The 25,454-nt window shown below is 70.8% G+C and carries 24 protein-coding genes; 18 read left to right on the top strand and 6 right to left on the bottom strand.

What is annotated here, in order from left to right:
- Positions 1–25 precede the first annotated feature (25 nt).
- From ptsP to VGR32_RS07470, 4 genes are all read left to right on the top strand, one after another.
- Positions 26–2,296 (top strand): phosphoenolpyruvate--protein phosphotransferase, encoded by a 2,271-nt coding sequence (ptsP, locus tag VGR32_RS07485; RefSeq protein ID WP_414642898.1) that lies wholly within the window; start codon positions 26–28, stop codon positions 2,294–2,296.
- A 194-nt stretch (positions 2,297–2,490) separates the two neighbouring features.
- A complete protein-coding gene (locus tag VGR32_RS07480) occupies positions 2,491–3,621 on the top strand; it encodes a helix-turn-helix transcriptional regulator (RefSeq protein ID WP_327449588.1) in 1,131 nt (376 codons plus the stop codon).
- A gap of 51 nt (positions 3,622–3,672) precedes the next feature.
- Entirely contained in the window at positions 3,673–4,812 is a 1,140-nt protein-coding gene (gene ispG, locus VGR32_RS07475) for a flavodoxin-dependent (E)-4-hydroxy-3-methylbut-2-enyl-diphosphate synthase (RefSeq protein ID WP_327449587.1), read from the top strand.
- Positions 4,809–5,414 (top strand): glutathione S-transferase N-terminal domain-containing protein, encoded by a 606-nt coding sequence (locus VGR32_RS07470; protein WP_327449586.1) that lies wholly within the window; start codon positions 4,809–4,811, stop codon positions 5,412–5,414. The genes ispG and VGR32_RS07470 overlap by 4 nt, the downstream gene beginning before the upstream one ends.
- Here the strand turns inward: VGR32_RS07470 and VGR32_RS07465 are convergent.
- Positions 5,411–6,193, bottom strand: a complete 783-nt coding sequence (locus VGR32_RS07465; protein ID WP_327449585.1) for a sulfite exporter TauE/SafE family protein — start codon at positions 6,191–6,193, stop codon at positions 5,411–5,413. The two genes, VGR32_RS07470 and VGR32_RS07465, sit on opposite strands and share 4 nt — an antisense overlap.
- A 161-nt stretch (positions 6,194–6,354) precedes the next feature.
- Between VGR32_RS07465 and prfA the strand changes: the two genes are divergently transcribed.
- Positions 6,355–7,422, top strand: coding sequence for a peptide chain release factor 1 (gene prfA / locus VGR32_RS07460; RefSeq protein ID WP_327449584.1), 1,068 nt, complete (start codon positions 6,355–6,357; stop codon positions 7,420–7,422).
- On the opposite strand, the gene VGR32_RS07455 is transcribed toward prfA, so the two are convergent.
- Positions 7,419–8,699: an MFS transporter gene (locus tag VGR32_RS07455; RefSeq protein WP_327449583.1), complete on the bottom strand. Its 1,281-nt coding sequence runs from the start codon at positions 8,697–8,699 to the stop codon at positions 7,419–7,421. The genes prfA and VGR32_RS07455 overlap by 4 nt on opposite strands.
- Before the next feature lie 36 nt (positions 8,700–8,735).
- A complete protein-coding gene (locus tag VGR32_RS07450) occupies positions 8,736–9,968 on the bottom strand; it encodes a YihY/virulence factor BrkB family protein (protein WP_327449582.1) in 1,233 nt (410 codons plus the stop codon).
- 76 nt (positions 9,969–10,044) lie between these two features.
- Here VGR32_RS07450 and prmC point away from each other — a divergent pair, with 76 nt between their 5' ends.
- The 4 genes from prmC to VGR32_RS07430 all read left to right on the top strand — a co-directional run bounded on the left by prmC (position 10,045) and on the right by VGR32_RS07430 (position 13,251).
- Entirely contained in the window at positions 10,045–10,926 is an 882-nt protein-coding gene (gene prmC / locus VGR32_RS07445) for a peptide chain release factor N(5)-glutamine methyltransferase (protein ID WP_327449581.1), read from the top strand.
- A gap of 237 nt (positions 10,927–11,163) precedes the next feature.
- Positions 11,164–12,030, top strand: a complete 867-nt coding sequence (locus tag VGR32_RS07440) for a DUF4167 domain-containing protein (protein ID WP_327449580.1) — start codon at positions 11,164–11,166, stop codon at positions 12,028–12,030.
- An 88-nt stretch (positions 12,031–12,118) separates the two neighbouring features.
- Positions 12,119–12,775: a DUF4893 domain-containing protein gene (locus tag VGR32_RS07435; protein WP_327449579.1), complete on the top strand. Its 657-nt coding sequence runs from the start codon at positions 12,119–12,121 to the stop codon at positions 12,773–12,775.
- A 53-nt stretch (positions 12,776–12,828) separates the two neighbouring features.
- The gene (locus VGR32_RS07430) at positions 12,829–13,251 is read left to right on the top strand and encodes a hypothetical protein (protein WP_327449578.1); all 423 of its coding nucleotides are present in this window, start codon (positions 12,829–12,831) and stop codon (positions 13,249–13,251) included.
- Between the two features lie 22 nt (positions 13,252–13,273).
- Here the strand turns inward: VGR32_RS07430 and ahcY are convergent, their stop codons facing one another.
- A complete protein-coding gene (ahcY, locus tag VGR32_RS07425; RefSeq protein WP_327449577.1) occupies positions 13,274–14,665 on the bottom strand; it encodes an adenosylhomocysteinase in 1,392 nt (463 codons plus the stop codon).
- Between the two features lie 166 nt (positions 14,666–14,831).
- Between ahcY and VGR32_RS07420 the strand changes: the two genes are divergently transcribed.
- Both VGR32_RS07420 and VGR32_RS07415 read left to right on the top strand, forming a co-directional pair.
- On the top strand, positions 14,832–15,722 hold the full coding sequence (locus tag VGR32_RS07420) for a pepsin/retropepsin-like aspartic protease family protein (protein WP_327449576.1): 891 nt from the start codon (positions 14,832–14,834) through the stop codon (positions 15,720–15,722).
- A gap of 44 nt (positions 15,723–15,766) precedes the next feature.
- A complete protein-coding gene (locus VGR32_RS07415; protein ID WP_327449575.1) occupies positions 15,767–16,129 on the top strand; it encodes a Tat pathway signal protein in 363 nt (120 codons plus the stop codon).
- 46 nt (positions 16,130–16,175) lie between these two features.
- On the opposite strand, the gene VGR32_RS07410 is transcribed toward VGR32_RS07415, so the two are convergent.
- The gene (locus VGR32_RS07410; RefSeq protein ID WP_327449574.1) at positions 16,176–17,150 is read right to left on the bottom strand and encodes an ABC transporter ATP-binding protein; all 975 of its coding nucleotides are present in this window, start codon (positions 17,148–17,150) and stop codon (positions 16,176–16,178) included.
- Between the two features lie 94 nt (positions 17,151–17,244).
- Between VGR32_RS07410 and VGR32_RS07405 the strand changes: the two genes are divergently transcribed.
- The 7 genes from VGR32_RS07405 (at position 17,245) to VGR32_RS07375 (ending at position 23,616) form a co-directional block, all read left to right on the top strand.
- Positions 17,245–17,508, top strand: a complete 264-nt coding sequence (locus VGR32_RS07405) for a zinc-finger domain-containing protein (protein WP_327449573.1) — start codon at positions 17,245–17,247, stop codon at positions 17,506–17,508.
- A gap of 72 nt (positions 17,509–17,580) precedes the next feature.
- Positions 17,581–18,021: a VOC family protein gene (locus VGR32_RS07400; protein ID WP_327449572.1), complete on the top strand. Its 441-nt coding sequence runs from the start codon at positions 17,581–17,583 to the stop codon at positions 18,019–18,021.
- On the top strand, positions 18,018–18,626 hold the full coding sequence (locus VGR32_RS07395) for a DUF6655 family protein (protein WP_327449571.1): 609 nt from the start codon (positions 18,018–18,020) through the stop codon (positions 18,624–18,626). Before VGR32_RS07400 ends, VGR32_RS07395 begins: the two co-directional genes overlap by 4 nt.
- 45 nt (positions 18,627–18,671) lie before the next feature.
- A complete protein-coding gene (gene polA / locus VGR32_RS07390; protein ID WP_327449570.1) occupies positions 18,672–21,587 on the top strand; it encodes a DNA polymerase I in 2,916 nt (971 codons plus the stop codon).
- Positions 21,587–21,898, top strand: coding sequence for a GNAT family N-acetyltransferase (locus tag VGR32_RS07385; protein WP_327449569.1), 312 nt, complete (start codon positions 21,587–21,589; stop codon positions 21,896–21,898). The genes polA and VGR32_RS07385 overlap by 1 nt, the downstream gene beginning before the upstream one ends.
- The gene (locus VGR32_RS07380) at positions 21,888–23,078 is read left to right on the top strand and encodes an NAD(P)/FAD-dependent oxidoreductase (protein WP_327449568.1); all 1,191 of its coding nucleotides are present in this window, start codon (positions 21,888–21,890) and stop codon (positions 23,076–23,078) included. The genes VGR32_RS07385 and VGR32_RS07380 overlap by 11 nt, the downstream gene beginning before the upstream one ends.
- Positions 23,079–23,274: 196 nt before the next feature.
- Positions 23,275–23,616 (top strand): zf-TFIIB domain-containing protein, encoded by a 342-nt coding sequence (locus VGR32_RS07375; protein WP_327449567.1) that lies wholly within the window; start codon positions 23,275–23,277, stop codon positions 23,614–23,616.
- A 10-nt stretch (positions 23,617–23,626) separates the two neighbouring features.
- Here the strand turns inward: VGR32_RS07375 and VGR32_RS07370 are convergent, their stop codons facing one another.
- A complete protein-coding gene (locus tag VGR32_RS07370) occupies positions 23,627–25,339 on the bottom strand; it encodes a hypothetical protein (RefSeq protein WP_327449566.1) in 1,713 nt (570 codons plus the stop codon).
- Positions 25,340–25,454: the final 115 nt, after the last annotated feature.

Below are 25,454 nucleotides of genomic sequence, written 5' to 3'. Positions count from 1 at the left end.
GGACCGGGCGCGAACCGGAGAGGTCATGCCGACAGGACCGGCCATGACGACGAGGGGGCCGCGAAACCTCCTGCGTCAGATCCGCGAGGCCATGGCCGGCGCGGCCCCGGCCCAGGAGCGGCTGGACGGCGTCGTGCGCATCATCGCCCGGTCGATGGTGGCCGAGGTCTGCTCAATCTATCTGCGCCGCGCGTCGGGCGAACTCGAGCTGTTCGCCACCGAGGGCCTGAACCGCGAGGCGGTGCACAACACCCGCCTGCGGCCGGGCGAAGGTCTGGTGGGCGAGGTGGCACGGCTGGCCCAGCCGATCAGTCTGTCGGACGCCCCGACCCACCCCAGCTTCTCCTACCGTCCGGAGACGGGCGAGGACCCGTATCACGCCTTCCTCGGCGCGCCCCTGCTGCGCGGCGGCCGGGCCATCGGCGTTCTGGTCGTCCAGAACCGGGCCGAGCGCCGCTATGACGAGGACGAGGTCGAGGACATCCAGACCATCGCCATGGTGCTGGCCGAGACCGTCGCCTCCGGCGAGCTGTTGGCGCAGGAGGAACTGCGCGACATCGAGGTGGCGCCGCACCGGCCGGAGCGGATCAAGGGCCAGAAGTTCGGCGACGGCCTGGCCTACGGCCACGTCGTCCTGCACGAGGCCCCGCTGCCGCCCGAACGTCTTCTGGCCAAGAACCAGCAGGTCGAGGAAATCCGTCTTCGCGAGGCGCTGAACCGCCTCAAGGCCGACGTCGATCACATGCTGGAAGGGGGTCTGGGCAATCTGGCCGGGCCGTCGTTCGAAGTCCTCGAGACCTATCGCATGTTTGCCGACGACCGCGGCTGGAACCGGTCGCTGGAGGAGGCGGTGCGCAACGGCCTGACGGCCGAGGCGGCGGTCGACCGCGTGCGCAACGAGCACCGCGCCCGCTTCGCCCAGGCCCGGGACCCCTACATCAAGGAACGGCTGCACGACTTCGAGGATCTGGCGAACCGGCTGCTGCGCATCCTGGCCGGGGACAAGCCGGGCGAGCGCGACCTGCCGGACGACGCCATCCTGGTCGCGCGCAACCTGGGACCGGCCGACCTGCTGGAATATCCGCGCCACAAGCTGAAAGGCCTGCTGCTGGAGGAAGGGTCGGCCGCCAGCCACGCCGCCATCGTCGCGCGCGCTCTGCAGATCCCGTGCGTCGGCCGCCTGCAGGGGCTGCGGGACCGTTTGTCCGAGGGCGATCTGGTCATCGCAGACGGCGAGACGGGCGAGGCGCACCTGCGGCCCCGCCCCGACATGCTGCAGGCGGTGCAGTCACGCATGGAGGTCCGCGACCAGCGGAGGGCGGAGTTCACCCGGCTGCGCGACGTGCCGGCGGTCACCCTGGACGGGACCCGGGTCACGCTCCTGACCAACGCGGGGCTGGCGGTCGATCTGGAGAACCTGAACGAGACCGGCGCCGAGGGCATCGGCCTGTTCCGCACCGAGTTCCAGTTCATGGTGTCGGACGAGCTGCCGCGCCTGGACGTCCAGACCGCCCTGTACCGCCTCGTGCTGGACGCCGCGGGCGACCGGCCGGTGACGTTCCGGACGCTGGACGTCGGCGGCGACAAGGTCCTGCCCTATCTGGACCAGGAGCGGGAGGAGAACCCGGCGCTGGGCCGTCGCGCCATCCGCCTGGGGCTCGACCGGCCGGCCTTGCTGCGCATGCAGCTGCGGGCGCTGCTGGCGGCGGGCTCCGGCCGCGAGCTGCGCGTCATGTTCCCCATGATCGCCACGGTCGACGAGTTCCGGGCCGCGCGGGAGATGGTCGACGAGGAATGCGCCTGGGCGCGGCGGCGCGGACGCGCCCTTCCGGCCGTGCTGCGGGTGGGGGCCATGGTCGAGTGCCCGTCGCTGCTGTGGCACCTCGACGCCCTGCTGCCGCTGACCGACTTCATCTCGGTCGGGACGAACGACCTGCTACAGTACATGTTCGCCGCGGACCGGACGAACCCGATGGTCTCGGACCGCTACGACCCGCTGTCGCCGCCGGCCCTGCGGGCGCTGGCCGAGATCCAGCGCAAATGCGTCGACACGGGCACCCCGGTGTCGGTGTGCGGAGAGCTGGCCGGCCGGCCGCTGGAGGCCTTCGCCCTGTTGACGCTGGGCTTCCACCGCCTGTCCGCGCCGGCGGGCGGCGTGGGCCCGGTCAAGCGCATGGTCCTGTCGACCGACCTGAACGCCGCGCGCCGCGCCATGCCGGGCCTTCTGGGCTCGTCGGCCGGATCGGTGCGCAACGAGATCGAATCCCTGGCCCGGAAGTTGAACATCGCCCTCTGAATCGTCCCGGCATGGGACGGCACGACGTCGTTAACGAAGTCGTTGAACGGGCGGGCTTCATGGGTTATCCACAGGACGAGACGGGCGCCGGTCGTGGGGGACGCGATTTCCGTCATGGTTACCTTGTATTCGGCGACCCGTGTGTGCGTGACGCCTCGGCCGGACCGGTCGGGGCGAGTGTGGGGTCAGGCGTCATGGCGCTGGATACGGGGAACGCCCCCGAAGAGTTCAAGGCGCATCCGGATTGGAAGGATCCCGTCCCTCCGATCACCGACGCGCCGACTCTCGGCGCCGGCCTGCGCGCCGCCCGGCTGGCCTCCGGCCGATCGCTGGCCGAGCTGTCGACGGCCACCCGCGTCCACACCCGCTATCTGACCGCGCTTGAAGAGAACGACTGGTCGGTTCTGCCTACGCGCGTCTTCTCCATCGGCTACGTCCGCGCCTACGCCCACGCCCTCGGTCTGGACGAGCAACTGGCCGTCGAACGGTTCAAGCGCGACGTGCCGGACGGCTCGGTCCCGCTGCAGCCGCCGGTCGGCGTGGCCTTCGAGGAGGTGCGCCGCCACTCGCCGCGCGTCATCGCCGCGGTCGCCGTCGTGGTGGTTGCCGTGCTGGGCTGGAACGTCTTCCAGCGCCTGAACCTGCTGGACGCCCCGTCGCGCTCCGACCTCGTCGCCGTGCCGGAGACCTGGAGCCTCGGCGGCGTGCTGGGTCAGAACACGCCGGCCGCGCTGGAGGCCCCGCGGCCTGCGCCGGCCGATCAGACGGTGCCGGTGCTGTACGTCACGCCCGGTCTGGAAGAGCAGCTGACCGGGGCCGCCCCGGTCGAGGGCGCGCCGGACGCGTCGACCGGCCCGGTGGCCCGCGCCTTCAACCCGCGGGGCGCCGTCCACGGTGCCGCGGCTGGTTCCTCGGACGTGATCATCCAGGCGCGCCGGCCGGCCTACGTCGTCGTGCGCATGCCCGACCAGCGCGTGCTGTTCGCCCGCCAGATGGCCGCCGGCGAGGCCTGGCGCGCGCCGCGCGGCGTCACCGCCGTGATCGACGTCGCCGACCCGGCCGCCTTCGACGTCTACATGTTCGGGGAGCACGCCGGGACCCTGCCCAACGCCCAGACCCAGGTCGGCACGCTGAACGGTCAGGCCCAGACCAGGGCCCGCCAGACCGCCGCCGCAGCCGAGGCCGCCGCCCGCGACCGCGCCGCGCGTAAGGCCGCCGCCGCGCCGCCGACCGCCCCGACGCCCGCGCCGTCGGCCGCCGCGCCCCGCGCCCCGGTAGCCGCGACGGAAGGTCCGGGCGTGGCCTACGACTCCCTGACCCGCTGATCCGGCCGCCGTCATGGTTTTGACGAGGCGTTGCGCCTATCTTCGCCGTCCATGAGCGCCGACCATACGCACGTCCGCCCCTGGCGGCACATCGAACGCCGCAAGAGCCGCCAGATCCGCGTCGGCGACGTTCTGGTCGGCGGCGACGCGCCGATCACGGTCCAGTCCATGACCAACACGCCGACCTCCGACGCGGCGGCGACGATCGACCAGATCCGCAAGCTGGAGGAGGCGGGCGCCGACATCGTGCGCGTGTCCTGTCCGGACGTGGAGTCGACGACGGCCTTCCGGACGATCGCGCGGGAGGCGCGCGTTCCGCTCGTGGCCGACATCCATTTTCACTACAGGCGCGGCATCGAGGCCGCCGAGGCGGGCGCCGCCTGCCTGCGCATCAATCCGGGCAACATCGGCAGTCCCGAGCGCGTGCGCGAGGTGGTGCAGGCGGCCAAGGATCACGGCTGCTCCATGCGGATCGGCGTCAACGCCGGCTCGCTGGAGAAGGAGCTGCTGGAGAAGTACGGCGAGCCCTGTCCCGAGGCCATGGTCGAGAGCGCGCTGAACCACGCCCGCATCCTGCAGGACCATGACTTCCACGAGTTCAAGATCTCGGTGAAGGCGTCGGATCCCTTCCTGACGGTGGCCGCGTATCACCAGCTGGCCGACGCCATCGACTGCCCGCTGCACGTCGGGGTGACCGAGGCGGGGCCGCTGCGCACCGGCACGATCAAGTCGTCCATCGCCATGGGAAACCTGCTGTGGGCGGGCATCGGCGACACCATCCGCGTCTCCCTGGCCGCCGATCCGGTGGAGGAGATCAAGGTCGGCTTCGACATCCTGAAGTCGCTGGGCCTGCGGCACCGGGGGGTGAACATCATCGCCTGCCCGTCGTGCGCGCGTCAGGGCTTCAACGTGATCGAGACGGTCGGCATTCTCGAGGAGCGGCTGGCCCACGTGACCACGCCCATGTCCCTGTCGATCATCGGCTGCGTCGTCAACGGCCCGGGCGAGGCCCTGTACACCGACGTCGGCTTCACCGGCGGCGGCGCGGGGTCGGGCATGATGTATCTGAACGGGTCGATCGCCCGGAAGCTGGCCAACGCCGACATGGTCGAGGAGATCGTCGACATGGTCGAGCGCAAGGCGGCCGAGCTGGAAGCCGCCCGCGCGGCCGCGAAGGTGGCGGCGGAATGACGCCTCGCCTGCACATCACCGTCCCGTCGCCCTATGCGCGCAAGTGCCGGATCGTCGCCCGCGAGAAGGGCGTCGCGATCGAGGAGGTGGCCGTGGACCCCTACGCCTCCGATCCCCGGCTGGTGGCGGCCAATCCGGTCGTTCAGGTGCCGGCGCTGGAGACCGCCGACGGCGTTCTGACGGACAGCCCGGTGATCTGCGAATGGCTGGACGTCACGGGCGCGGGTCCCCTCTTGCTGCCCGCGGACGGCGCGGAGCGCTGGCGCGTGAAGCGGCTGGAGACGCTCGCCAACGCCGGACTGGAGATGGGCGTGAAGCGCGTGCTGGAGCTGCGCCGGCCGGAGCAGGAGAGGTCGGCGTCGTGGATCACGCGCTGGACCGAGAATCTTAATCGCGTGCTGGACCGGCTGGAGGGCGATCCGGGCATCGCGCCGGATCTGCCGCTGGACATGGGCCGCATCACCGCGGGGGTTCTGGTCACCTGGGCGGGATTCCGTCACCCGGATCTGGACTGGGCCGCCGGCCGGCCCCGGCTCGTCGCCCTGCAGGCCGCGCTGGAGGCCCGGCCGAGCTTCGCCGACACCCGGCCGGACGCGCCCTAGGCGACCAGTCCGGCCAGCTGCAGGCCCTGAAAGACCGACAGACAGATCAGCAGACCTCCGACCGCATAGGTCATCGCCCTTTGCGGCGCCTTTCGGGTGACCAGCCCGGCGAAGGGCGCCGCGATCAGGCCGCCCACGACCAGACCGGCGACGGCCCAGGCGTGGTTCTGGATTCCCTCCGCATCCTGCCAGTGACCGGTCAGCAGCGCCCAGACGAAGGTCGCTGAAATGGCCGTGGTCAGGAAGAATTCGGCCGTGTTCACCGTGCCGATGGCGCGCCGCGGCTCCTCGCCGGCGCCGACCATGGCGGACGACACCGTCGGCCCCCAACCGCCCCCGCCGATCGCGTCCATGAAGCCGCCGACCAGCCCCAGCGGAGCCACCACCCAGCGGGGGCGGATCGTCTTCGGCTTCACGTCCCGCGTCGCCCGCCACAGGATGTAGAGACCCATCAGCGCCAGATAGGCCACGATGAAGGGCTTGATGGCGTCGCCGTCGATCCCGGACAGCACATAGGCTCCGAGGACGCCGCCCAGCACTCCCGCGACCGCCAGCGGGACGAAAAGCCGCCACTCCACGTTCTTGTGAAGGACGTGGCTGGTGGCCGAGGCGCCGGTGGTGAAGACCTCCGCGCCGTGCACGCTGGCCGAAGCGACCGACGGGGGCACGCCGAAGGCCAGCAGCACGGACGACGAGATCACGCCGTAGGCCATGCCCAGGGCGCCGTCGACGGCCTGGGCCAGCAGACCCACCAGCAGGAACAGGAAGAAGGTGTCCATCGGCCCCAATCGTCACCGCGACGGATCGCGTTCGCAGATGCGGTAAAGGTGAAGCTGGCGATCGAGGTTCCGGTTCGCTCGCGGGCTGACGCGAACGTGACCATGTTGGACGCCGGGTCCGCCGTCCGCTATCGCTCCGCGCCCGACATCAGGAGTCCGCCTTGCGCCTGCCCCAGGCCCGTCTCGACCAGGTGCTGGACCGCTTCCACGAGGTGGAGGCGCGCATGGGGGCTGCGTCCGACGGGGCCGAGATCGTGCGCCTGTCGAAGGAGCACGCCGAGCTGAAGCCCGTCGCCGACGCGGTTCAGGGGCTGGCGCGCGCCCGCGCCGAGATGGCTGATCTGGAGGCCATGCAGGACGATCCCGAGCTGGCCGCGATGGCCGCCGACGAGCTGGAGGCGCTGGAGACGCGGCTCCCCGACCTTGAGCGGGAGGTGGCCCTGCTGCTGGCGCCCCGCGACGCCGACGAGAACGCCTCGGCCGTGCTGGAAGTGCGCGCCGGCACCGGCGGGGACGAGGCCGCCCTGTTCGCCGGCGACCTGTTCCGCATGTATTCGCGGTACGCCCAGGCGCGGGGCTGGCGGGTGGAGATCGACTCCATCTCCGAGGGCGAGGTCGGCGGCTACAAGGAGATCGTCGCCACCGTCACGGGCGAAGGCGTGTTCGGCCGGCTGAAGTTCGAAAGCGGCGTGCACCGCGTGCAGCGCGTGCCGGCGACAGAGGCGGGCGGGCGCATCCACACCTCGGCCGCCACCGTGGCGGTCCTGCCCGAGGTCGAGGACGTGGAGATCGAGATCCGCGATCAGGACCTGCGCATCGACACCTATCGGTCGTCCGGCGCCGGAGGCCAGCACGTCAACAAGACCGATTCGGCCGTCCGCATCACCCACCTGCCGACCGGCATCGTGGTGACGTCCTCGGAGAAGTCGCAGCACGTGAACCGCGACAAGGCGATGAAGAACCTGCGCGTGCGCCTGTACGACATGCAGCGTCAGGCCAGGGACTCGGCCCGTTCGGACGCGCGCAAGTCCCAGGTCGGGTCGGGCGACCGCTCGGAGCGCATCCGCACCTACAATTTTCCGCAGGGGCGGGTGACCGACCACCGCATCGGCCTGACGCTGCACAGCCTGCCGCAGATCCTCGAGGGCGACCTCGACCCCATGCTGGACGCCCTGATCGCCGAGGATCAGGCCGCGCGTCTGGCCGATCTCGAGGCGGAGTTCGCCTAGGCCGGGGTCCCCGCCTGACGCCGCATCGCCCGTCCGGCGTTGATCGCCATGATCGCCGCCGGGATCGTCAGCATGGCCCCCACAAGGAACGGCCAGTCATGGCCGAGGCTCGAGAACAGGGCGCCGGCCACGATCGGGCCGACGATGCGCGCGATCGACCCGGCGGCCATGTTCAGACCCAGCATGGCCCCTTGCCGGTCGGGCGCGGTGGACCGGCTGATGACGGCGGAGATGTTGGGCATGGCCAGCGACATGCCGCAGGCCCCGACCACCATGCATAGCGGCACCACCCAGCCCTGCACCACCGGAAGCGTGAACAGACCCAGGTTCAGGTTCAAGGCCGGGAACCACGCCGGCGGGGCAACGACCTGCAGCACCAGCGACAGGCCGAACATCAGCATGCCGACGGCCAGCACCCGCGTCTCTCCGAAGCGCCGCGCCAGACGGCCGGTGAACACGCCCTGGTTCAGGGCCGAGACGATGCCGACGACCATGAAGCTGAGCCCCACCTCGCGCGCGCCCCAGCCGTAGCGGTCCTCGGCCCAGATGCCGAACACGCTCTCCATGGCCGAGAAGCCGGCCATGTAGACGAGGGTGACCGTCAGCACCCGCGAGATCACGGGATTGTCCCGGGCGTCCCGCAGGCCGGACAGGAAGGCCGGGCGAGGTGCGGCGGGGTCGGCCTTGGCCCGGCTCTCCCGCAGGAACAGCACCACCCCGACCGCCGCCAGCGCCGCCATGCCGGAGGCCACGAAGATCGGCAGCTGGAAGCCGACGTGGCCGAGCTGCGGCTGGGTCAGCAGGCCGCCCAGCCCCGGCCCGACGATGAAGCCAAGCCCGAAGGCCGCGCCGATCAGGCCCATGCGGCCCGCCCGCTGCGCCGGCGGCGTGACGTCGGCGACGTAGCCCTGAACCGTGGAGATGTTGCCCGCGCCGAAGCCTGTGAACAGCCGGACAGCGATGGCGATCCAGACGTTCGGCGCGAAGGCCAGGGCCAGATAGCCGACGGCGTTGGCGGCCAGGGTGATCAGCAGGACGGGTTTGCGCCCGATGCGGTCCGACAGCCGGCCCCAGAACGGCTCCGCGAAGAACTGGCCCAGCGAATAGGCCGAGAACATCAGGGTGATCTGCCACGCCGTGGCGTCGAGGCTGCGCGCGAAGAAGGGCAGCAGCGGCACCACGAGACCGAAGCCGACCAGATTGATGAACACGGTGGCGAACAGCACCGCCAGCGCGGGCGTCTTCACGGCGGGCTTCGGCGCGTCGTCGGGGGTCATGCCGCCACGCTTAGAGCAAACCGCGCCGCGGTGCAGCTATCTGCCGATGCGGCGCTTCAGCAGGCGGTCAGACAGGGCTTCGGCGTGCTTCAGGGTGAAGGCCAGCGCCGCCGGATTGCCGCGCCGCGGCCCCACCGTGTCCGCCACGACCGCGCCCCGCTCGCCGATGGCGCGCGGCGAGCCGGTGGTGGTGTCCATCGCCGTCTGATGCTCGATCTCGGCGTTCAGCTCGGCCCCCATGAGGATGATCTGGACCGTCAGCCAGGTCCAAAGGAGGAAGCCCATCATGGCCGCCAGCGGCCCGTAGGAGGCCGTGCGCACGAACGTCGTCAGATACCAGCTGAACCCGAGGGACAGCGTCAGGCTGAGCAGGGCGGCCGCGATCGCTCCCGGCGTCAGCCAGCGCCAGCGGGCCCGCGCCCGGCATGGCCCCATCCGGTACACCATGGTCAGCACGCCGACGTAGATGACCAGCAGCAAAGGCCACCGCAGCGGCGCCAGATAGGCCCACTCGTCCAGCAGGCCCAGGGGCCCGAGCACAAGGGGAGTGGCCACGACCAGGGCGGCCGACACCAGCACGGCCGTCAGCCCGACGAGGGTGAAGGTCATGCACTGCAGGTTGTAGTTGATCAGGTTGCGCTTCTCGACCTCGTGATAGGCCACGTTCAGCCCGTAGAAGAGCACCTTCACAGCCCCGTTGGCCGTCCAGAGCGACAGGGCAAGGGTCCAGACGAGGGTGAAGGTCAGCTGGGTGTTCGAGTTCTCGGCCAGCCGCTGCATCTCGCCCGCGATGAACTCCGCCACGCCGGCGGGGAGCACCGAATAGAGGAAATAGAGCCGGGCCACGGCGTCGGTGGGATCGGCGAACAGGCCGTAGATCGTCACGATCGCCGCCAGCGTCGGGAACAGCGACAGCATGACGAAAAACGTCACCCCGCCCGCGACGAAGCCGACGCGGTCGCCGAAATAGGACGCGCCCCAACGCCAGAAGATGTCGGTCCAGCCCTTGCGCGGGATGTGCTCGGGCCGCTCGGCCATGCGGCCCCGCCCCGGCTCCCTGTCCTCGAAATCCTGCGGCTGCGGCGGCCCGAGGTCCGGCGGATCGGGCCGGAACACCCGCAGGTCCATGCCGATCTTGTGTCCCCGCGTGTAGAGCAGGTGCGCCGCCCCCGCGCCGGCGGCCAGTCCCCCGAAGGCGGCGCCCAGCCACAGCAGCGGCGAGGCGCGACGGGCGCCTGCGGACTTCGACGGGGCCTTCGGTCGGGACATGAAGACGCCAACGGTGAAGCTGGCGACCCCGTTCCCTCACTTTTCTTGTGCGGACGGAGGGCCTATCTCGGCGCCCATGTCCGACGCCCCCACCCTGCTGACCGCGTGGAAAGCCGCACAGGCCCGACTGAAGGAGGGCCGCATCGACAGCCCGTCGATCGACGCCCGTCTTTTGCTGGAGGCGGCGACGGGGGCGACGCGCACCGACATCCTGACCGACCCCTATCGCGCCGTGACGACCGAACAGCAGGCCGCGCTGAACGGCTTCGTGGAGCGGCGCCTGCGTCGCGAACCGACCTCGCGCATCCTGGGCCGCAAAGGGTTCTGGAAGATCCTGCTGAACGTCACGCCCGACGTGCTGAGCCCCCGGCCCGACACGGAGGCGATCCTCGACGTCGTCCTGCCGGCCTTTCCGGAAGGCAAGGCGTTCCGCATGATCGACCTGGGCACGGGCTCAGGCGCCATCCTGCTGGCCGTGCTGGCCGAACGGGCGGCCGCGACCGGGTTGGGCACCGACGTCTCCAGCGAGGCCTTGGCCGTGGCGCGCGAGAACGCCGCCAACCTGGGGCTGGATGGGCGCGCGGCCTTTTTGCGCACCAACTGGGCCGCCGGTCTGGACGACGCGGCCTTCGACCTCGTCGTCTCCAACCCGCCCTACATCGCCTCGGCCGAGATCGAGACCCTGGATCCCGAGGTCCGCGATCACGATCCGCGCCTCGCGCTGGACGGAGGCGAGGACGGGCTGGACGCCTATCGCGTGCTGGCTCCCGAAATCCGCCGCATCCTGAGGCCGGGCGGCGTCTTCGCCGTCGAGATCGGCTGGACGCAGGGCGAGGCGGTCAAGGCCCTGTTCGAGGCCGAGGGCTTCGTGGACGTGAAGATCACCCTCGACCTGGCCAACCGCGCCCGCGTGGTCACCAACGGGCCCGACCCCCGCGCCGCGCCGGTCAGCCTGTAGGCCGGCGCCCCTTCCCAAGCCGGGCTCGGCGCGCTAAGTCTTGCCCGTCTCCCACCCATTCGCACCTTCCCGGGCCGGTCGCCCGGCGACGCGCGAGCGGTCAGAAGCGCCGACGCGCCGGGACGACGCGCCTTTTTTCCGCAACATCGACGACGGGTACCGCCCGAAGCGAACGGAAAGACCACACGGCGACCGGACGAGCGCAAGGCTCGCGGCGCCCCAGGACGGTAAGCCTGCATGAGAGATTTCAAGGGCATGAAGCGTCAGCGCGGACGCAACCGCAAGACGGGCGGGGGCGGCGGCGCGAACAGCGCCAATCCGAACCGTTCATGGGACTCGCAGGGTCCCGAGAACATCAAGGTCCGCGGCAACGCCCAGACGGTCTATGAGCGCTACATGCAGCTGGCGCGCGACGCATCGTCGGCCGGCGATCGCGTTCTGGCCGAAAACTACCTGCAGCACGCCGAGCACTATTTCCGCGTCCTGCGTGCCCTGCAGCCGCAGCGTCCGGCCAGCGAGATCGCCCAGCGCGAAATGGCCGGTCAGGGCTTCGACATCGACTTCGAGGACGAGAGCGGGGCCCAGGCCGCCGCCTTCCTCGCCGCGCAGCAGGCCGCCGACCGCGCCGCCGAGGAGGAGCGTCGCCGCGAGCAGCAGCGCACCGAACAGCGTCAGGACCGCGATCGTCCCGAGCGTCAGGAGCGTGAGCGCGATCGTGACCGGGCCGATCGCCCCGAGCGCGACGGCGACGACGGCGAGGCCCGCGCCGAGGTCGAGGGCGGCGGTCGCCGCGAAACCCGTCGCGAACGCTGGGAACGCCGCCAGCAGGAGCGCCAGCGCCGCTTCGCCGAGGAGCGGGGCGAGACGGCCGCTGCGGACGCGTCGCCGGAAACGGCCGACGACCGCGCGCCCGAGCCTGCGCCTGCGGTGGAGACCGCGCCGCAGGACGACGGCGACGCCGGCGCCCTGCCGGGCTTCCTGACCCGCCGCACGCCGTCGCGCGCCGCCGCCGACGCGGTCCCGGAGGCCGACGGCGAACCGGAAGCGCCCGCGCCGAAGAAGCGCGCTCCGCGCCGCAAGGCCGCCGAGACCACATCGGAATAATCGGCGAACCGCCGGCAAGCTTCAGCGTTCGGTCCTTGACGGGGCCGGGCGCACGCCTTCTCGTCGCACCGTCGTCGAGGAGAGTCCCATGCGCGCCGCCGCCCCCCTTCTGTCGCTCGCCCTGCTGACGTCGGCCTGCGCCTCTTCCGGCGGGCCGGCCGGACCGGGCGTTCCGCCGCCGCCGCCTCCGCCCGGCTCCGGCGGAGTGCTGACCGACTGGCGCGCCGCCATAACGCCCAACGATCGCGACCGGCTGAACCGGCTGGACCGCGCGTGGTCGCAGGCCCTGACCGAGGCGCGTCGCGACGAAGGGTCCGGCGACCTCGCCTCGGTCGGAAACCTGATCGATCCCGACGCCGCCCGGCCGGGCGCCGAACCGCCGGTGGGCGACTACCGCTGCCGCACGATCAAGCTGGGCAACCAGGGCGGGCGCGGGGGTCTGGGCTACGTCGTCTACGGATGGTTCGACTGCCGCATCGAACGCACGCGGAACGGGCTGCGCTTCGCCAAGCTGACCGGATCGCAGCGGCAGACGGGCCTGCTGTTTCCGGAGTCGACCGAGAGGATGGTCTTCCTCGGCGGGCTGGCGCTCAGCGACGAGCCGAACGCCAGTTCCTACGGGCAGAACCCGGAGCGGGACGTCGTCGGCGTGTGGGAGCGTTTCGGCGACCGTCGCTGGCGGCTGGTGATGCCATGGCCGGTCTACGAATCGACTCTGGATCTCCTGGAAGTGGTCCCGCGCTGACTTGACGCGACGCCCGACGACCGGTCCCCTGACGCCCTGTGGCGATGGAGGACATGATGCGCGGAGCGGGATCGATCCTGGTGCTGGCCGGGGTGGCGGTTGCGGTGATCGTCGGCGTGCTGCTGGGGCTGCCGACCTACAACGTCTATCGCAAGCAGATGGCCGGCAAGGCGGCCTATGAACAGGCGGTCCAGGACCGGCGCATCCGGGTGCTGGAGGCGCAGGCCGCGCTCGACTCTGCGCGCCTGACGGCCCAGGCCGAGGTCGAGCGGGCCCGGGGCACGAACGAGGCCAATCGCATCATGGCCCAGAGCCTCGGCGGGCCGGAGAACTATCTCCGCTGGGCCTACATCGACATGCTCAAGGAGACGGCGGACCAGCAGGACCGCCAGATCATCTACATCCCGACCGAGGCGGGCATGCCGATCCTCGAGGCCGGCCAGCGCGGCGCGCGTCCGGCGACCGGCGGGAACTGATCCCCGCCGGCCTTCGGGCTGATCAATAGCGGTAGTGGTCCGGCTTGAACGGGCCTTCGGTCGGGACCGAAATGTAGTCCGCCTGTTCCTTGGACAGTTTGGTCAGCTTGGCTCCCAGCTTCTCGAGGTGGAGCATGGCGACCTTCTCGTCCAGGTGCTTGGGCAGGACGTAGACCTGGTTCTGGTACCTGGACTTGTTCGTCCACAGTTCGATCTGGGCCAGCGTCTGGTTGGTGAAGCTGGCGCTCATCACGAACGACGGGTGCCCGGTCGCATTGCCCAGGTTCACCAGCCGGCCCTGAGACAGCAGGATGATCTTGTTGCCGCCCGGGAACTCGATGTGGTCGACCTGCGGCTTGATCTCGTCCCACTTGAAGTTCCGCAGGCCCGCGACCTGGATCTCGGAATCGAAGTGGCCGATGTTGCAGACGATGGCGTTGTTCTTCATCCGCCGCATGTGGTCGACGGTGATGACGTCCTTGTTGCCCGTCGCGGTGACGAAGATGTCGGCCTTGTCCGCCACGTCGTCCAGGGTCTGGACGTCATAGCCTTCCATGGCCGCCTGCAGGGCGCAGATCGGGTCGATCTCCGTGACGATCACGCGGGCGCCGCCCTGACGCAGCGAGGCCGCCGAGCCCTTGCCCACGTCGCCGTAGCCGCAGACGACCGCGACCTTGCCCGACAGCATCACGTCGGTGCCGCGGCGGATGGCGTCGACCAGCGATTCCCGGCAGCCGTACAGGTTGTCGAACTTCGACTTGGTGACGCTGTCGTTGACGTTGATGGCAGGGAACGGCAGCTCGCCGCGCTCGGCCATCTGATACAGGCGGTGCACGCCGGTCGTGGTTTCTTCCGAGACGCCGCCGATGGCGTCACGGATCGCCGAATAGAAGCCGGGCTTCTCGGCGATGTAGCGCTTCATCACTGCGAACAGGGCTTCCTCTTCCTCGTTCTGCGGGTTGGCCAGCACCGAGATGTCCTTCTCGGCCTTGGGGCCCAGAACGCACAGCAGGGTGGCGTCGCCGCCGTCGTCCAGGATCAGGTTCGGGTAGCCGCCGTCGGCCCATTCGAAGATCCTGTGGGCGTAGTCCCAGTATTCCTCCAGCGTCTCGCCCTTTGTGGCGAACACCGGCGTGCCGTTGGCCGCGATGGCGGCGGCGGCGTGATCCTGGGTCGAGAAGATGTTGCACGAGGCCCAGCGCACCTCGGCGCCCAGCGCTTCCAGCGTCTGGATCAGGACGGCGGTCTGGATCGTCATGTGAAGGCTGCCGGCGATGCGGGCGCCCTTCAGCGGCTGGGCCGCGCCGTATTCGGCGCGCAGCGCCATCAGGCCCGGCATCTCGGTCTCGGCGATGGCGATTTCCTTGTTGCCGTAGGGGGCCAGGGAAATGTCGCGGACGATGTAGTCGGTCATGGCGCTGCTTTCGCGAGGAGTGAGGTCGCGCGCCTATAGCCTCTCCCCGCGCCACCGGCAACATCGCATAAGGATATCCTTATATGATGCTCTCGCCGTCGCCGCGCGAGCATGTCATCGTGCCGGCGGGAAGGGGAAACGGATGGTGGCGTCTGATCGTCGTGCCGTGCTGGCGGGTCTCGCCGGCCTTGCCGCGCTGACCGCGGGCGTCCCGCCGGCGCGGGCGCAGGACCCCCTCGATCGCGTCGGCCGATCCACGGTGCCGGTGCGTCTGAACGGCCGGGATCTGATCTTTGCCCTCGACACTGCCGCCACCGCGTCGGTCGTGGCGTCGGACCTGGTCGACCAGTTGGGCCTGCGCCCGGCGGGACGGACCACCATGCACACCGTGGTCGGCGCGGAGCCCGTCGATCTCGTCATGGCCGACGCCATTTCCAGCGGCGCTCTTCAGAGGGTCGGGGCGCGGCTGGCCGTCGGCGATCGTCGCGGATTGATCGGACTGGACGGGCTGATCGGCCTCGATCTGCTGGCCGGACAAAGGGTCGACCTGCGCCTCCGCGGTCGACGCGGCACGACCATCGGTCGGTCGCGCCTCGACAGCGACAGCTTCCTCCAGGCCGAACGTCCCCGCGTGACCTTCTCCCCGCCGCCGGCGCCCGCCGACGCCCCGGCGCGCGGGTTGATCACCCTGCAGATGCTGGTGCGCGGGCGACCGGCCAAGGGCGTCGTCGACACCGGGGCTGCCGTCAGCCTGATCAATCCGGCGCTGGCCGACGCGGCAGGCGCGCGTCCCCTGTCGCTGCCGGGCGCGGAAGACGGCCATGCGGTGCAGTCACCCACCGGCGCTGCAATCACCGCCTTGCCGATGTCGGTCAGCTCCGTGCGGATGGGCGGCATGCTTATGGATCGCCTCGGCGTGCTCATGGGCGACTTTCACATCTTCGGGCACCTTGGTCTGGCGGACGAGCCGACGATGCTGATCGGCGTCGACGTCCTCGGCGTCTTCGAAGGCGTCATCATCGATCTGGATCGCGGCGAGCTGATCCTGGAGATCTGACGTCGCCTAACCCGACATTAAGCGCGGCCGTGCAGGCTGCCGGCATGGACAGACGCGCCCTTCTCGGACTTACACGTGACGCCGGCGGCGGGGGAGGCGGCGGCGCGACCTACGTCCGTCTGTCGACGGTCACGGCCAACGCCCGGCGCGGCGGCGGCGGAAGCGGCGTCATGACCGTGGAGACGGGCCTGGACGTGCCGGACGCCGGCCTTCGCACCCGCACCACCCAGTCGGCCCCGCGCCTGCGTGCCGCCTACAACGCCGTCGTCCAGCGGGCCGCCTCCGCTCTGCTGCCCGGCGCCCCGCCCGACGTGGACCGGCTGGCCCGGGAGCTGCAGGCCGAGACCGACCGCATCCTCGGGCGGACCGGCGCCCGCGTGCTCCTGGGCACGGTGATGATCGCCTGATCACGAGCGCCGTCGGCGAGGACGCGGTCGCGCGGCTTCGGGGCGCCTAGTCCCGGGTCGGGTCGGGGCGCGACGCGTCTCCATAGGTCAGCGCCACGAAGACGTCCTCCAGATCGGGGTCCTCGGTCGACACATCCTGAATGGTCACGCCCGCGCCGCGGACGGCGGCCAGCACCTGTTCGACGGAGCCGTGGCCCTTGCGATAGGTGACGGCGAAGGCCCCGCCCGGGCGCGGCGCCACGTCGAAGCCGGCCAGGGCGGGCAGGGCGTCCAGCTCACCCTCCGGAACGACCACGACGTTGCGCGTGTCGAGGCGGCGCAGCAGCACCGGCGTCGGCTCGCACGCCACCACTTCGCCGCGGTTGACGATGGCGATGGTGTCGCAGAGCTCCTGCGCCTCTTCCAGATAGTGCGTGGTCAGGATGACCGTGACGCCGGCGGCGTTGAGATCCCGCACATAGGCCCACAGCTGGCGCCGCAGCTCCACGTCCACGCCGGCGGTCGGCTCGTCGAGGATCAGGATCGGGGGGTTGTGCACCAGCGCCTTGGCCACCATCAGCCGGCGCTTCATGCCGCCCGACAGCGCGCGGACGTAGGCGCCCGCCTTGTCCGCCAGTCCGAGCGCCGCCAGCAGTTCGTCCGACCGCCGACGACCCGCCGGCACGCCATAGAAGCCGGCCTGCACCTCCAGCGCCTCGCGCGGGGTGAAGAAGACGTCGGCGGAGATCTCCTGCGGGACCACGCCCAGGGCGGCGCGGACGCCTCGCGGATCGCGGTCGAGGTCACGGCCCCAGACGACGACCTCGCCGCCCGACTTGTTGACCACCCCGGCCAGGATGTTGATCAGCGTCGACTTGCCCGCCCCGTTGGGCCCCAGCAGGCCGAACATCGACCCGCGCGGAATGGTCAGGTCGATGCCCTTTAGCGCCTCCTTGGGCGGCGAGGACTTCGAACCCGCATAGGTCTTCGTCAGGCCGCGGATGCGGACGGCGTCGGCGGGCAGGGCGGGGGCGTCGGACATGGGGGCCTTGGGCTGCCGGCGGGCCGGTTTGACGCCGCGCGGGGGGCCGCATAGGTATGCCGCCGACCCCGTCCCGCCAAGTCGTGAGCCCCGAATGACCGCGCGCGTGCCCGCCATCGTCTCTCCCGAGGCCCTGCCCCCGCCCGAGCAGTTCGCCGTGTCCGGCCACCGCGTGGCCTGCGACGGCGGCGGCGGCGCCCTGGGTCATCCGCTGGTCTGGCTGGAGATGGGCGAGAAGCCGTTCGTCGACTGCGGCTACTGCGACCGCCGCTTCGTGCGGCAGGAGGGCAAGAAGGCGCCGAAGGGCCTGAAGACCCACTACGACGACCCCTCGCCGCGCCACGTCGGCGAGCATTGAGTCACACGAATTGACCCGGCGCGCCCGCCGGGCGGGCTAGAAGGCCCGGCCCTCCTCTCCCCGGACGAGCTCATGCGCTATCTTCACACCATGGTCCGCGTGACGGATCTCGACGCCTCGCTGCGCTTCTGGTGCGACCTGCTGGGTCTGCAGGAGGTGCGGCGCATGGACAACGAGGCAGGCCGTTTCACCCTGGTCTTCCTCGCCGCGCCCCGGGACCTCGAACGGTCCGCGGCCGAGCGGTCGCCCGAGGTCGAGCTGACCTTCAACTGGGATCCGGAGACCTATTCCGGCGGACGCAACTTCGGTCACCTGGCCTACAAGGTCGCGGACGTGTACGCCGCCTGCGAACGCCTGATGGCGGGCGGGGTGACGATCAACCGTCCCCCGCGCGACGGACACATGGCCTTCGTCCGGTCGCCGGACGGCATCTCCATCGAGTTGCTGCAGGAGGGCGAGCGCCTGCCGCCGGCCGAGCCGTGGCTCTCCATGCCGAACGTGGGCACGTGGTGAGTCGGGCCCTCGGCCTGGCTCTGCCGCTTCTGCTGGCCGCCTGCGCCTCCACCAGCGAGACCTATCCCGGCCGGACCGCGACCGAACAGCTGCTGGTCGCGCGCGCCGCCGACGACGCGGTCGACGGACTCGTGCTGCCGGTGCCCAAGGCGTCCCGCGTGTTCGTGGACGACAGCTATTTCCGGGCCGAGAGCGCGCCGTACGCCGTCAGCGCCATCCGCGAATCCCTGTCTAGGGGCGGCCACGCCCTGGCCCGCTCGCGCGAGGAAGCCGACGTCATCTTCGAAATACGCGCCGGCGCCCTGTCGCTGGAACAGATGCGGCGCGTGTTCGGCGTGCCGGAGATGCGCATCCCGATCAACGACAGCTTCAACGTCGTCTCCCTGCCGGAACTGTCGGTCTACAGCCGCCGCGACCGGGTCGGCGTCGCAGAGTTTTCGGGCTTCCTCTACGACGCGCGCACCGGCGCCCCGATGGGCGTGGTCGATCCCATGACGGGGCAGTTCCGGATCCGCAGCCACAAGCTGTTCATGATCTTCTCCTGGGGCCAGCAGAGGCTGGACCCCGGCGAGCGCGATCCGGGCGACAGCTGGCGCGAGTTCTGATCGAGACCGGCTGACGCGGCGTCTCTGCACGCCTATGTTCCGGCCATGACCGACGCCGTGACCGACCGCGACCCGCCCGCCGAACGGGAGATGACCCAGGACGGCCCGGCGCTGCGGCTCTGGATGATCGACGCCTCGGCTTACATCTTCCGCGCCTATCACGCCCTGCCGCCCCTCACCCGCAAGTCGGACGGCCTGCCGGTCGGCGCCGTGCAGGGCTACTGCAACATGCTGTGGAAGCTGCTGCGCGACATGAAGGGCGCGGACGGCCCGACGCACCTGGTCGCCATCTTCGATCATTCGGAGAAGACGTTCCGCAACGAGCTTTACGACCAGTACAAGGCCAACCGCTCGGCCCCGCCGGAGGATCTGATCCCCCAGTTTCCGCTGGTCCGGCGCGCCACCGCGGCCTTCGGCGTACATTGCGTCGAGCTGCCCGGCTATGAGGCCGACGACCTGATCGCGACCTATGCCTGCAAGGCGCGCGACGCGGGCGGTGAGGCGGTCATCGTCTCGTCCGACAAGGACCTTATGCAGTTGATCGGTCCCTCGGTCGTCATGTGGGATCCGATGAAGGACCGCCGTCTGGCCGAGGACGCGGTGATGGAGAAGTTCGGCGTGACGCCGGACAGGATGATCGATCTCCAGGCGCTGATCGGCGACAGCGTGGACAACGTGCCCGGCGCTCCCGGCATCGGCCCCAAGACGGCCGCCCAGCTGCTGGAGGAGTACGGCGACCTCGACGCGCTGCTGGAGCGGGCCGGGGAGATCAAGCAGCCCAAGCGGCGCGAGACCCTGATCAATTTCCGGGACCAGATCCTGCTCAGCCGGGAACTGGTGAAGCTGACCTGCGACGCGCCCGCGCCCGAGCCGATCGAGGACTTCGCCGTGCGCGACCCCGATCCGGAGACGCTGTCGGCCTTCCTGGACGAAATGGAGTTCCGCTCCCTCCGCATGCGGGTCGGCGACGGCAAGGCGCCGGCCAGGGACGGCTCGGCCTTCGCGGCGCGGCCGCGCCCGCTGACGGCGCCGATCGCCACGCCGCGCTTCGCCCCGACGGAGGCCGCGCCGGTCGAGGCCCAGAGCTTCGACCTCGACGCCTATCGCTGCGTCCAGACGCTGGAAGAGCTCGACGCCTTCATCGCCCGGGCGACCGAGGCCGGCGTGGTCGGGTTCGACACCGAGACCGACGCGCTGTCGGCCACCCACGCGGGTCTGTGCGGCGTGTCTCTGGCGATCGGGCCGAACGACGCCTGTTACGTGCCTCTGACGCATGAGCATGAGCCGCTGGCCAGTTCCGGCGGGCTGGATTTCGACGGCGCCCAGGCCGATCAACGCGAGCCGCTGGCCCAGATCGACAAGCCGACGGCGCTGGCCCGCCTGAAGCCCCTGCTTGAGAACCCCGCCGTCCTCAAGGTCGTGCAGAACGGCAAGTACGACCTCGCCGTCATGGCCCGCCGCGGCATCCGCGTGGCGCCGATCGACGACACCATGCTCATCTCCTACGTCCTGGACGGCGGCCGGCACGCCCACGGCATGGACGACCTGGCGCGGCGGTGGCTGGGCCACGATCCCGTGCCGTTCAAGAAGGTGGCCGGGACGGGCAAGGCGCAGAAGAGCTTCAAACACGTCGAGCTGAAGCCCGCGACCTGCTACGCGGCCGAGGATGCCGACGTGACGCTGCGGCTGTGGCGCATCCTCAAGCCGCGGCTGGCCGACGAGGGGCTGGTGACGGTCTATGAGACGCTGGAGCGCGGCATGCCCGCCGTGCTCGCCGACATGGAGCGGGCCGGCGTCCGCGTCGATCCGGCGCGTCTGAAGAGCCTGTCGTCCGAGTTCGGAATGAAGATGGCGGAGCTGGAGGCGAAGGCGCACGCGCTGGCCGGCCGGCCGTTCAACGTCGGCAGCCCGCGCCAGATCGGCGACATCCTGTTCGGCGAGTTGAGCATGGACGGCGGCAAGAAGACGGCCAGCGGCCAGTGGGAGACGGGCGCCGCGACGCTGGAGGCCCTGGCGGAGACGCACGAACTGCCGCGCGTGCTTCTGGAATGGCGCCAGCTGTCGAAGCTGAAGGGCACCTACACCGACGCCCTGATTGAGGCGGCGGATCCGGCGACCGATCGCGTGCACACCAGCTACCAGCTGGCGGCGGCCTCGACGGGCCGGCTGGCATCCAGCGATCCCAATCTGCAGAACATCCCCATACGGACGGAAACGGGCCGCCAGATCCGCAAGGCCTTCATCGCCGCGCTCGGCCATGTGCTGATCAGCGCGGATTACAGCCAGATCGAGCTGCGGCTGCTGGCCCACATCGGCGACATCCCCGAGCTGAAGCGCGCCTTCTCGGCCGGGATCGACATCCACACTGCGACCGCCTCCGAGATGTTCGGCGTCCCTGTGGAGCAGATGGATCCGGAGACCCGCCGCCGGGCCAAGGCGATCAACTTCGGCATCGTCTACGGCATCTCGGCCTTCGGTCTGGCGGCCCAGCTGGGCATCGAGCAGGGCGAGGCGGGCGCCTACATCAAGACCTATTTCGAGCGCTTCCCCGGCATCCGCGCCTACATGGACGCGACGAAGGCGAAGGTCAGGGAGGCGGGCTTCGTCTCGACCATCTTCGGGCGGCGAATCCACATTCCGGCCATCGCCTCGAAGTCGGCGGCGGAGCGCAGCTTCGGCGAGCGCGCGGCCATCAACGCGCCCATCCAGGGCGCGGCCGCCGACGTCATCCGCCGCGCCATGATCCGCATGCCCGACGCCCTTCGCGACGCCGGCCTGACGACCCGAATGCTGCTGCAGGTGCACGACGAACTGGTGTTCGAGGCGCCGGAGGCGGAGGCCGAGCGGGCCATCGCCGTCATCCGTCGCGTCATGGAAGGCGCCGCCGAACCGGCCGTGGCCCTGACGGTGCCTCTGGTCGTCGACGCCCGCGCCGCGGCCAACTGGGACGACGCCCACTGATGACCGACCTCGATCCCGACATCCGCGACGACCGCGACTCCCGCCGCTATGAGCTCACCCTCGACGGTCTGACGTCGGTGGTCATGTACAACGAGGCCGGCGGCGGCCTGATGATCACCGAGACCCTGGTCCCGCCGCCGCTGGAGGGGCGCGGCGTCGCCAGCCGCATGGCCCGGCATGTGCTGGAGGACATCCGGCGAAGGGGTCTCGTGGTTCTCCCGACCTGTCCCTTCTTCTCCGGCTATCTGAAGAAGCATCCGGAATGGCGCGACGTCGTCCATCCCAGCTACCGGCTGGCCCTTGGGCTCTGAACCGCTGGACGTCCTGATCGTCGGCGCCGGCGCGGCGGGCATGATGTGCGCGGTCGAGGCCGGGCGTCGCGGCCGGACCGTCCGCGTCGTCGACCATGCGCGGGCGCCGGGCGAGAAGATCCGCATCTCCGGCGGCGGGCGCTGCAACTTCACCAATCTGGAAGGCGACCGGATCGACCGGTATCTGGGCGAGAACCCCCGCTTCGCCACCTCGGCGCTGAAGCGGTTCGCGCCGCGCGACTTCATCGCCCGGGTCGATCGGGCCGGGATCGCATGGCACGAGAAGACGTTGGGCCAGCTGTTCTGCGACGAGTCCGCCAGGCAGATAGTCCGTATGCTGACGGACCACATGGCTGAGGCGGGCGCGCGTCTATCGACGGGCGTCTCGGTCGATCGGCTGGAGCGCGGCGGCGACCGGTTCGAGGTCGCGCTGTCCGACGGGTCCTCCGTCCGTCCGGCCTCGGTCGTCCTGGCCACGGGCGGCAAGTCGATCCCGAAGATGGGCGCGACCGGCTGGGCCTGGGATGTTGCGCGGCGCTTCGGTCTGAGGGTCACGGAAACCCGCCCGGCGCTCGTGCCCCTGACCTTCGACCCCGACTGGCTGGCCCGCTGGGCGGCGCTGAGCGGACTGTCGGTCGACGCCGTCGTGCAGGCCGGCGGCACGCGCTTCCGGGAAGGGTTGCTGTTCACCCACCGCGGCCTCAGCGGGCCGTCGATCCTGCAGATCAGCTCCTACTGGCGGGAAGGCGAGCCCCTCACCCTGCGTCTGGCCCCGGATCGTGAGATCGGCGCCGAGCTCAAGGCGGCGAAGACGGCGAACGGCCGTCAGATGGTCCACACGGCGCTGGCGGAGATCGTGCCCCGCCGGCTGGCCGAGGCGGTGGCCGACCACGAGGGCGTGCGCGGCAAGCTGGCCGAGGTCGGCGACAAGGTCCTGGCCCGGCTGGATCAGGCCGTGAACGGCTGGGTGGTGAAACCGACGGGCTCGGAAGGCTATCGCACGGCCGAGGTGACGCTGGGCGGCGTCGCCACGGACCAGCTGGACCAGCAGACGATGATGGCCAGGTCCGTGCCCGGCCTCTTCGTGGTCGGGGAGGCCGTCGACGTCACCGGCTGGCTGGGTGGCTACAATTTCCAGTGGGCGTGGTCGTCCGGCTGGGCCGCCGGTCAGGTGTGCTGATCCGCCGCCTTGACCGCGCGCCGCGCGCCCGCTGGACTGGTCACGCGGGACGGGCCCCTCTGGCGCGTCCGGACCGGCGCCCCTCCGCCGAAACCGGACGCGTGATGTCGGACCGCTTCGGACGCGCCGGCGTTCGTTCGGCCCCCAACCGCCGCGCCGGCCGTCCGAGCCTCTTTTCTCAAGCCGTGGAGCCCGAATGCCCCTTCTGATGTGCCCCAACGACGACGCCCCCATGCAGACCGTGGAGCGGTCCGGCGTACAGTTCGACATGTGTCCGAAATGCCGGGGCGTCTGGCTGGACCGGGGCGAGCTGGAAAACCTTATGCAGGCCGCCGTGGACGACGCGCCCCGCACCGCTGCGCCCCAGCCCGCGGCCGCGCCGCCTCCGCCGCGCCATCAGGCCCCGCCGTCCCAACCGCAGCACTGGGGCCACGGCGAACGCGGCGAGTATGGAGAGCGCGGGGAATATGGCGAGCGCGGCGAGTACGGTCACGGCTACCGCAAGAAGCGGCCGTCGATCTTCGACATCTTCGACTGACGCCTGACCGTCAGGCGGCGAGACCCGCCTGACGCATCAGCGCCTTGATGGGGGCGACCTCGTCGGGGGCAGCCCCGAGCGCGCCCCGCACCTCCGGCATGCGCAGCATCTTCACGGCCTCGGCCTTCGCCCTGTCGGCACAAGGCCCGGCCGGCCCCGTCTCGCCCGCCGCCAGCTTCAGCAGCACGCGCAGGCGGGCGGGAACGGGCGCGGGCGAACGGGCCAGCTGGGCGACGATGCGCGCCTCGGCCTCGACCGTCCCGCCGACCGCGCCGATGGCGGTCAGGATGGCCTCCTCGTCCGTCGGCGACAGCGCCGAGGCGCGCACCGACTTCTGCAGCGCGGCCAGGGCGGCCAGGGCGTGGGAGTGGCCGTCGGCGTGGCGGCGCATCTCGCTCTCGAACCGCAGGGAGCCGACGCAGGCGGCCAGCCAGCGCGCCGCCGATCGCTTGTTGGCGAGGCCGGTGACGTTCTCGCACAGGCGCGTCAGCTGTTCGGCCTCGCACAGCACGGTATCGCAATCCTTGACGTAGGCGGCCACGAAGTCCGCGGTCACCAGACTCTTCGACCGTTCGGTGAAGGCGTTCTGGATCTCGTCCAGCGTCAGCAGCCGCCCCGCCGTGGCGGTCAGGGTCAGGGCGAGCCCGCGCAGGATGTCGATCTCGCCCGCCGCGTCCCGTGGGCGCAGCCGGCGCGGGCTCATGAGCTCCCGCAGCACCATGCGCGCCAGAGCGGCGCCCAGCAGTGGGAACTCGCCGGCTTGCAGCCGCGCGCCCAGCCGCGCCGCCGGACCGTCCACGGTCGGAATCAGCAGGTCGAGCCGGGGATCCTGCGCGATCAGGGCGTCGATCTCCCTGGGCGCGACCATGCGCACCACGGCCGCCAGACTCGCGCCCTGATCCAGCGACGGTCCCAGCACGTCGGCCAGACCTGTGCGGGACGACAGCAGCTCGCACAGGATCTGCTCGATCACGACCATGACCAGTGCGCGCGGAGGTCCTTCCAGCGGCGCCGCGTCGGCCAGCGACATCAGCCGCTCAAGCCGGGCGCGCGGGCCCTTCACCCCCTGCAAGGCGCCCGCCACCACCCCGCCCATGACGAAGGCGCGATCGGGCGCGCCGGCGAGACGGTGCGCCAGATCGGCCAGGCTGCGGTCCTCCAGCCCCAGGAACAGCTTGCGCCGCCCCGCCGAGACGAGCCGCTCGATGCCCTGATCCGCCAGCTTCTGATAGTGCCGCATCAGTTCGTGGACCGGCTGCCCGACGGCCTGACTTTCCGGCACCGCCACCTTCTGCACCGCGTGCTGCAGCTCCACGCCCGCCGCCTCCAGGCGTTCCGCCAGATCCGGCCGGTGCAGCAGTTCGAACACCGTCACGCCCTGACGCTGCAGCCAGTCCTCCAGCACGCGTCCAAGCAGTTCCCGCGCCTGCGGCGTATAGAGGTCCTGCGGCCCGCCGCAGCGCGGTCCGGCCTCTTCCTCGGGCACCACGCGCTTGCGGGCGACCTCGGGCGCGCCGCGGTTCAGCACGGTGATGCTGGAGAACTCCAGCGTCTCCGGGTCCAGCGTCTCCTTGGTGACGCGGACGGCGGCGGCGCGGTCGTCGCGCAGCAGGTCCTCGGCGGTCTCCACCGCGATCTTGCGGTCCTCCGTGGCCATCAGCAGGGACCACGGCGCGGGCGCCGTCTTGCGGATGAAGACCTCGTAGTGGACGGCCCCGGACATGAACGCTCTTCCTACTGAGGGGCCGAATCTAGGCGACGCGGCTTAAGGCGGGGTTTCGATCCGCCCCCGGCGCGCCTACCTTGCGCCTTGCTCTCGCCGCGGAACGGCAGAACGG

The sequence above is a fragment of the Brevundimonas sp. genome, assembly GCF_035935935.1.
Taxonomy (GTDB): domain Bacteria; phylum Pseudomonadota; class Alphaproteobacteria; order Caulobacterales; family Caulobacteraceae; genus Brevundimonas.
Note: the sequence above shows the minus strand (reverse complement) of the source record. Positions and strands in the feature narration are given on the sequence as shown.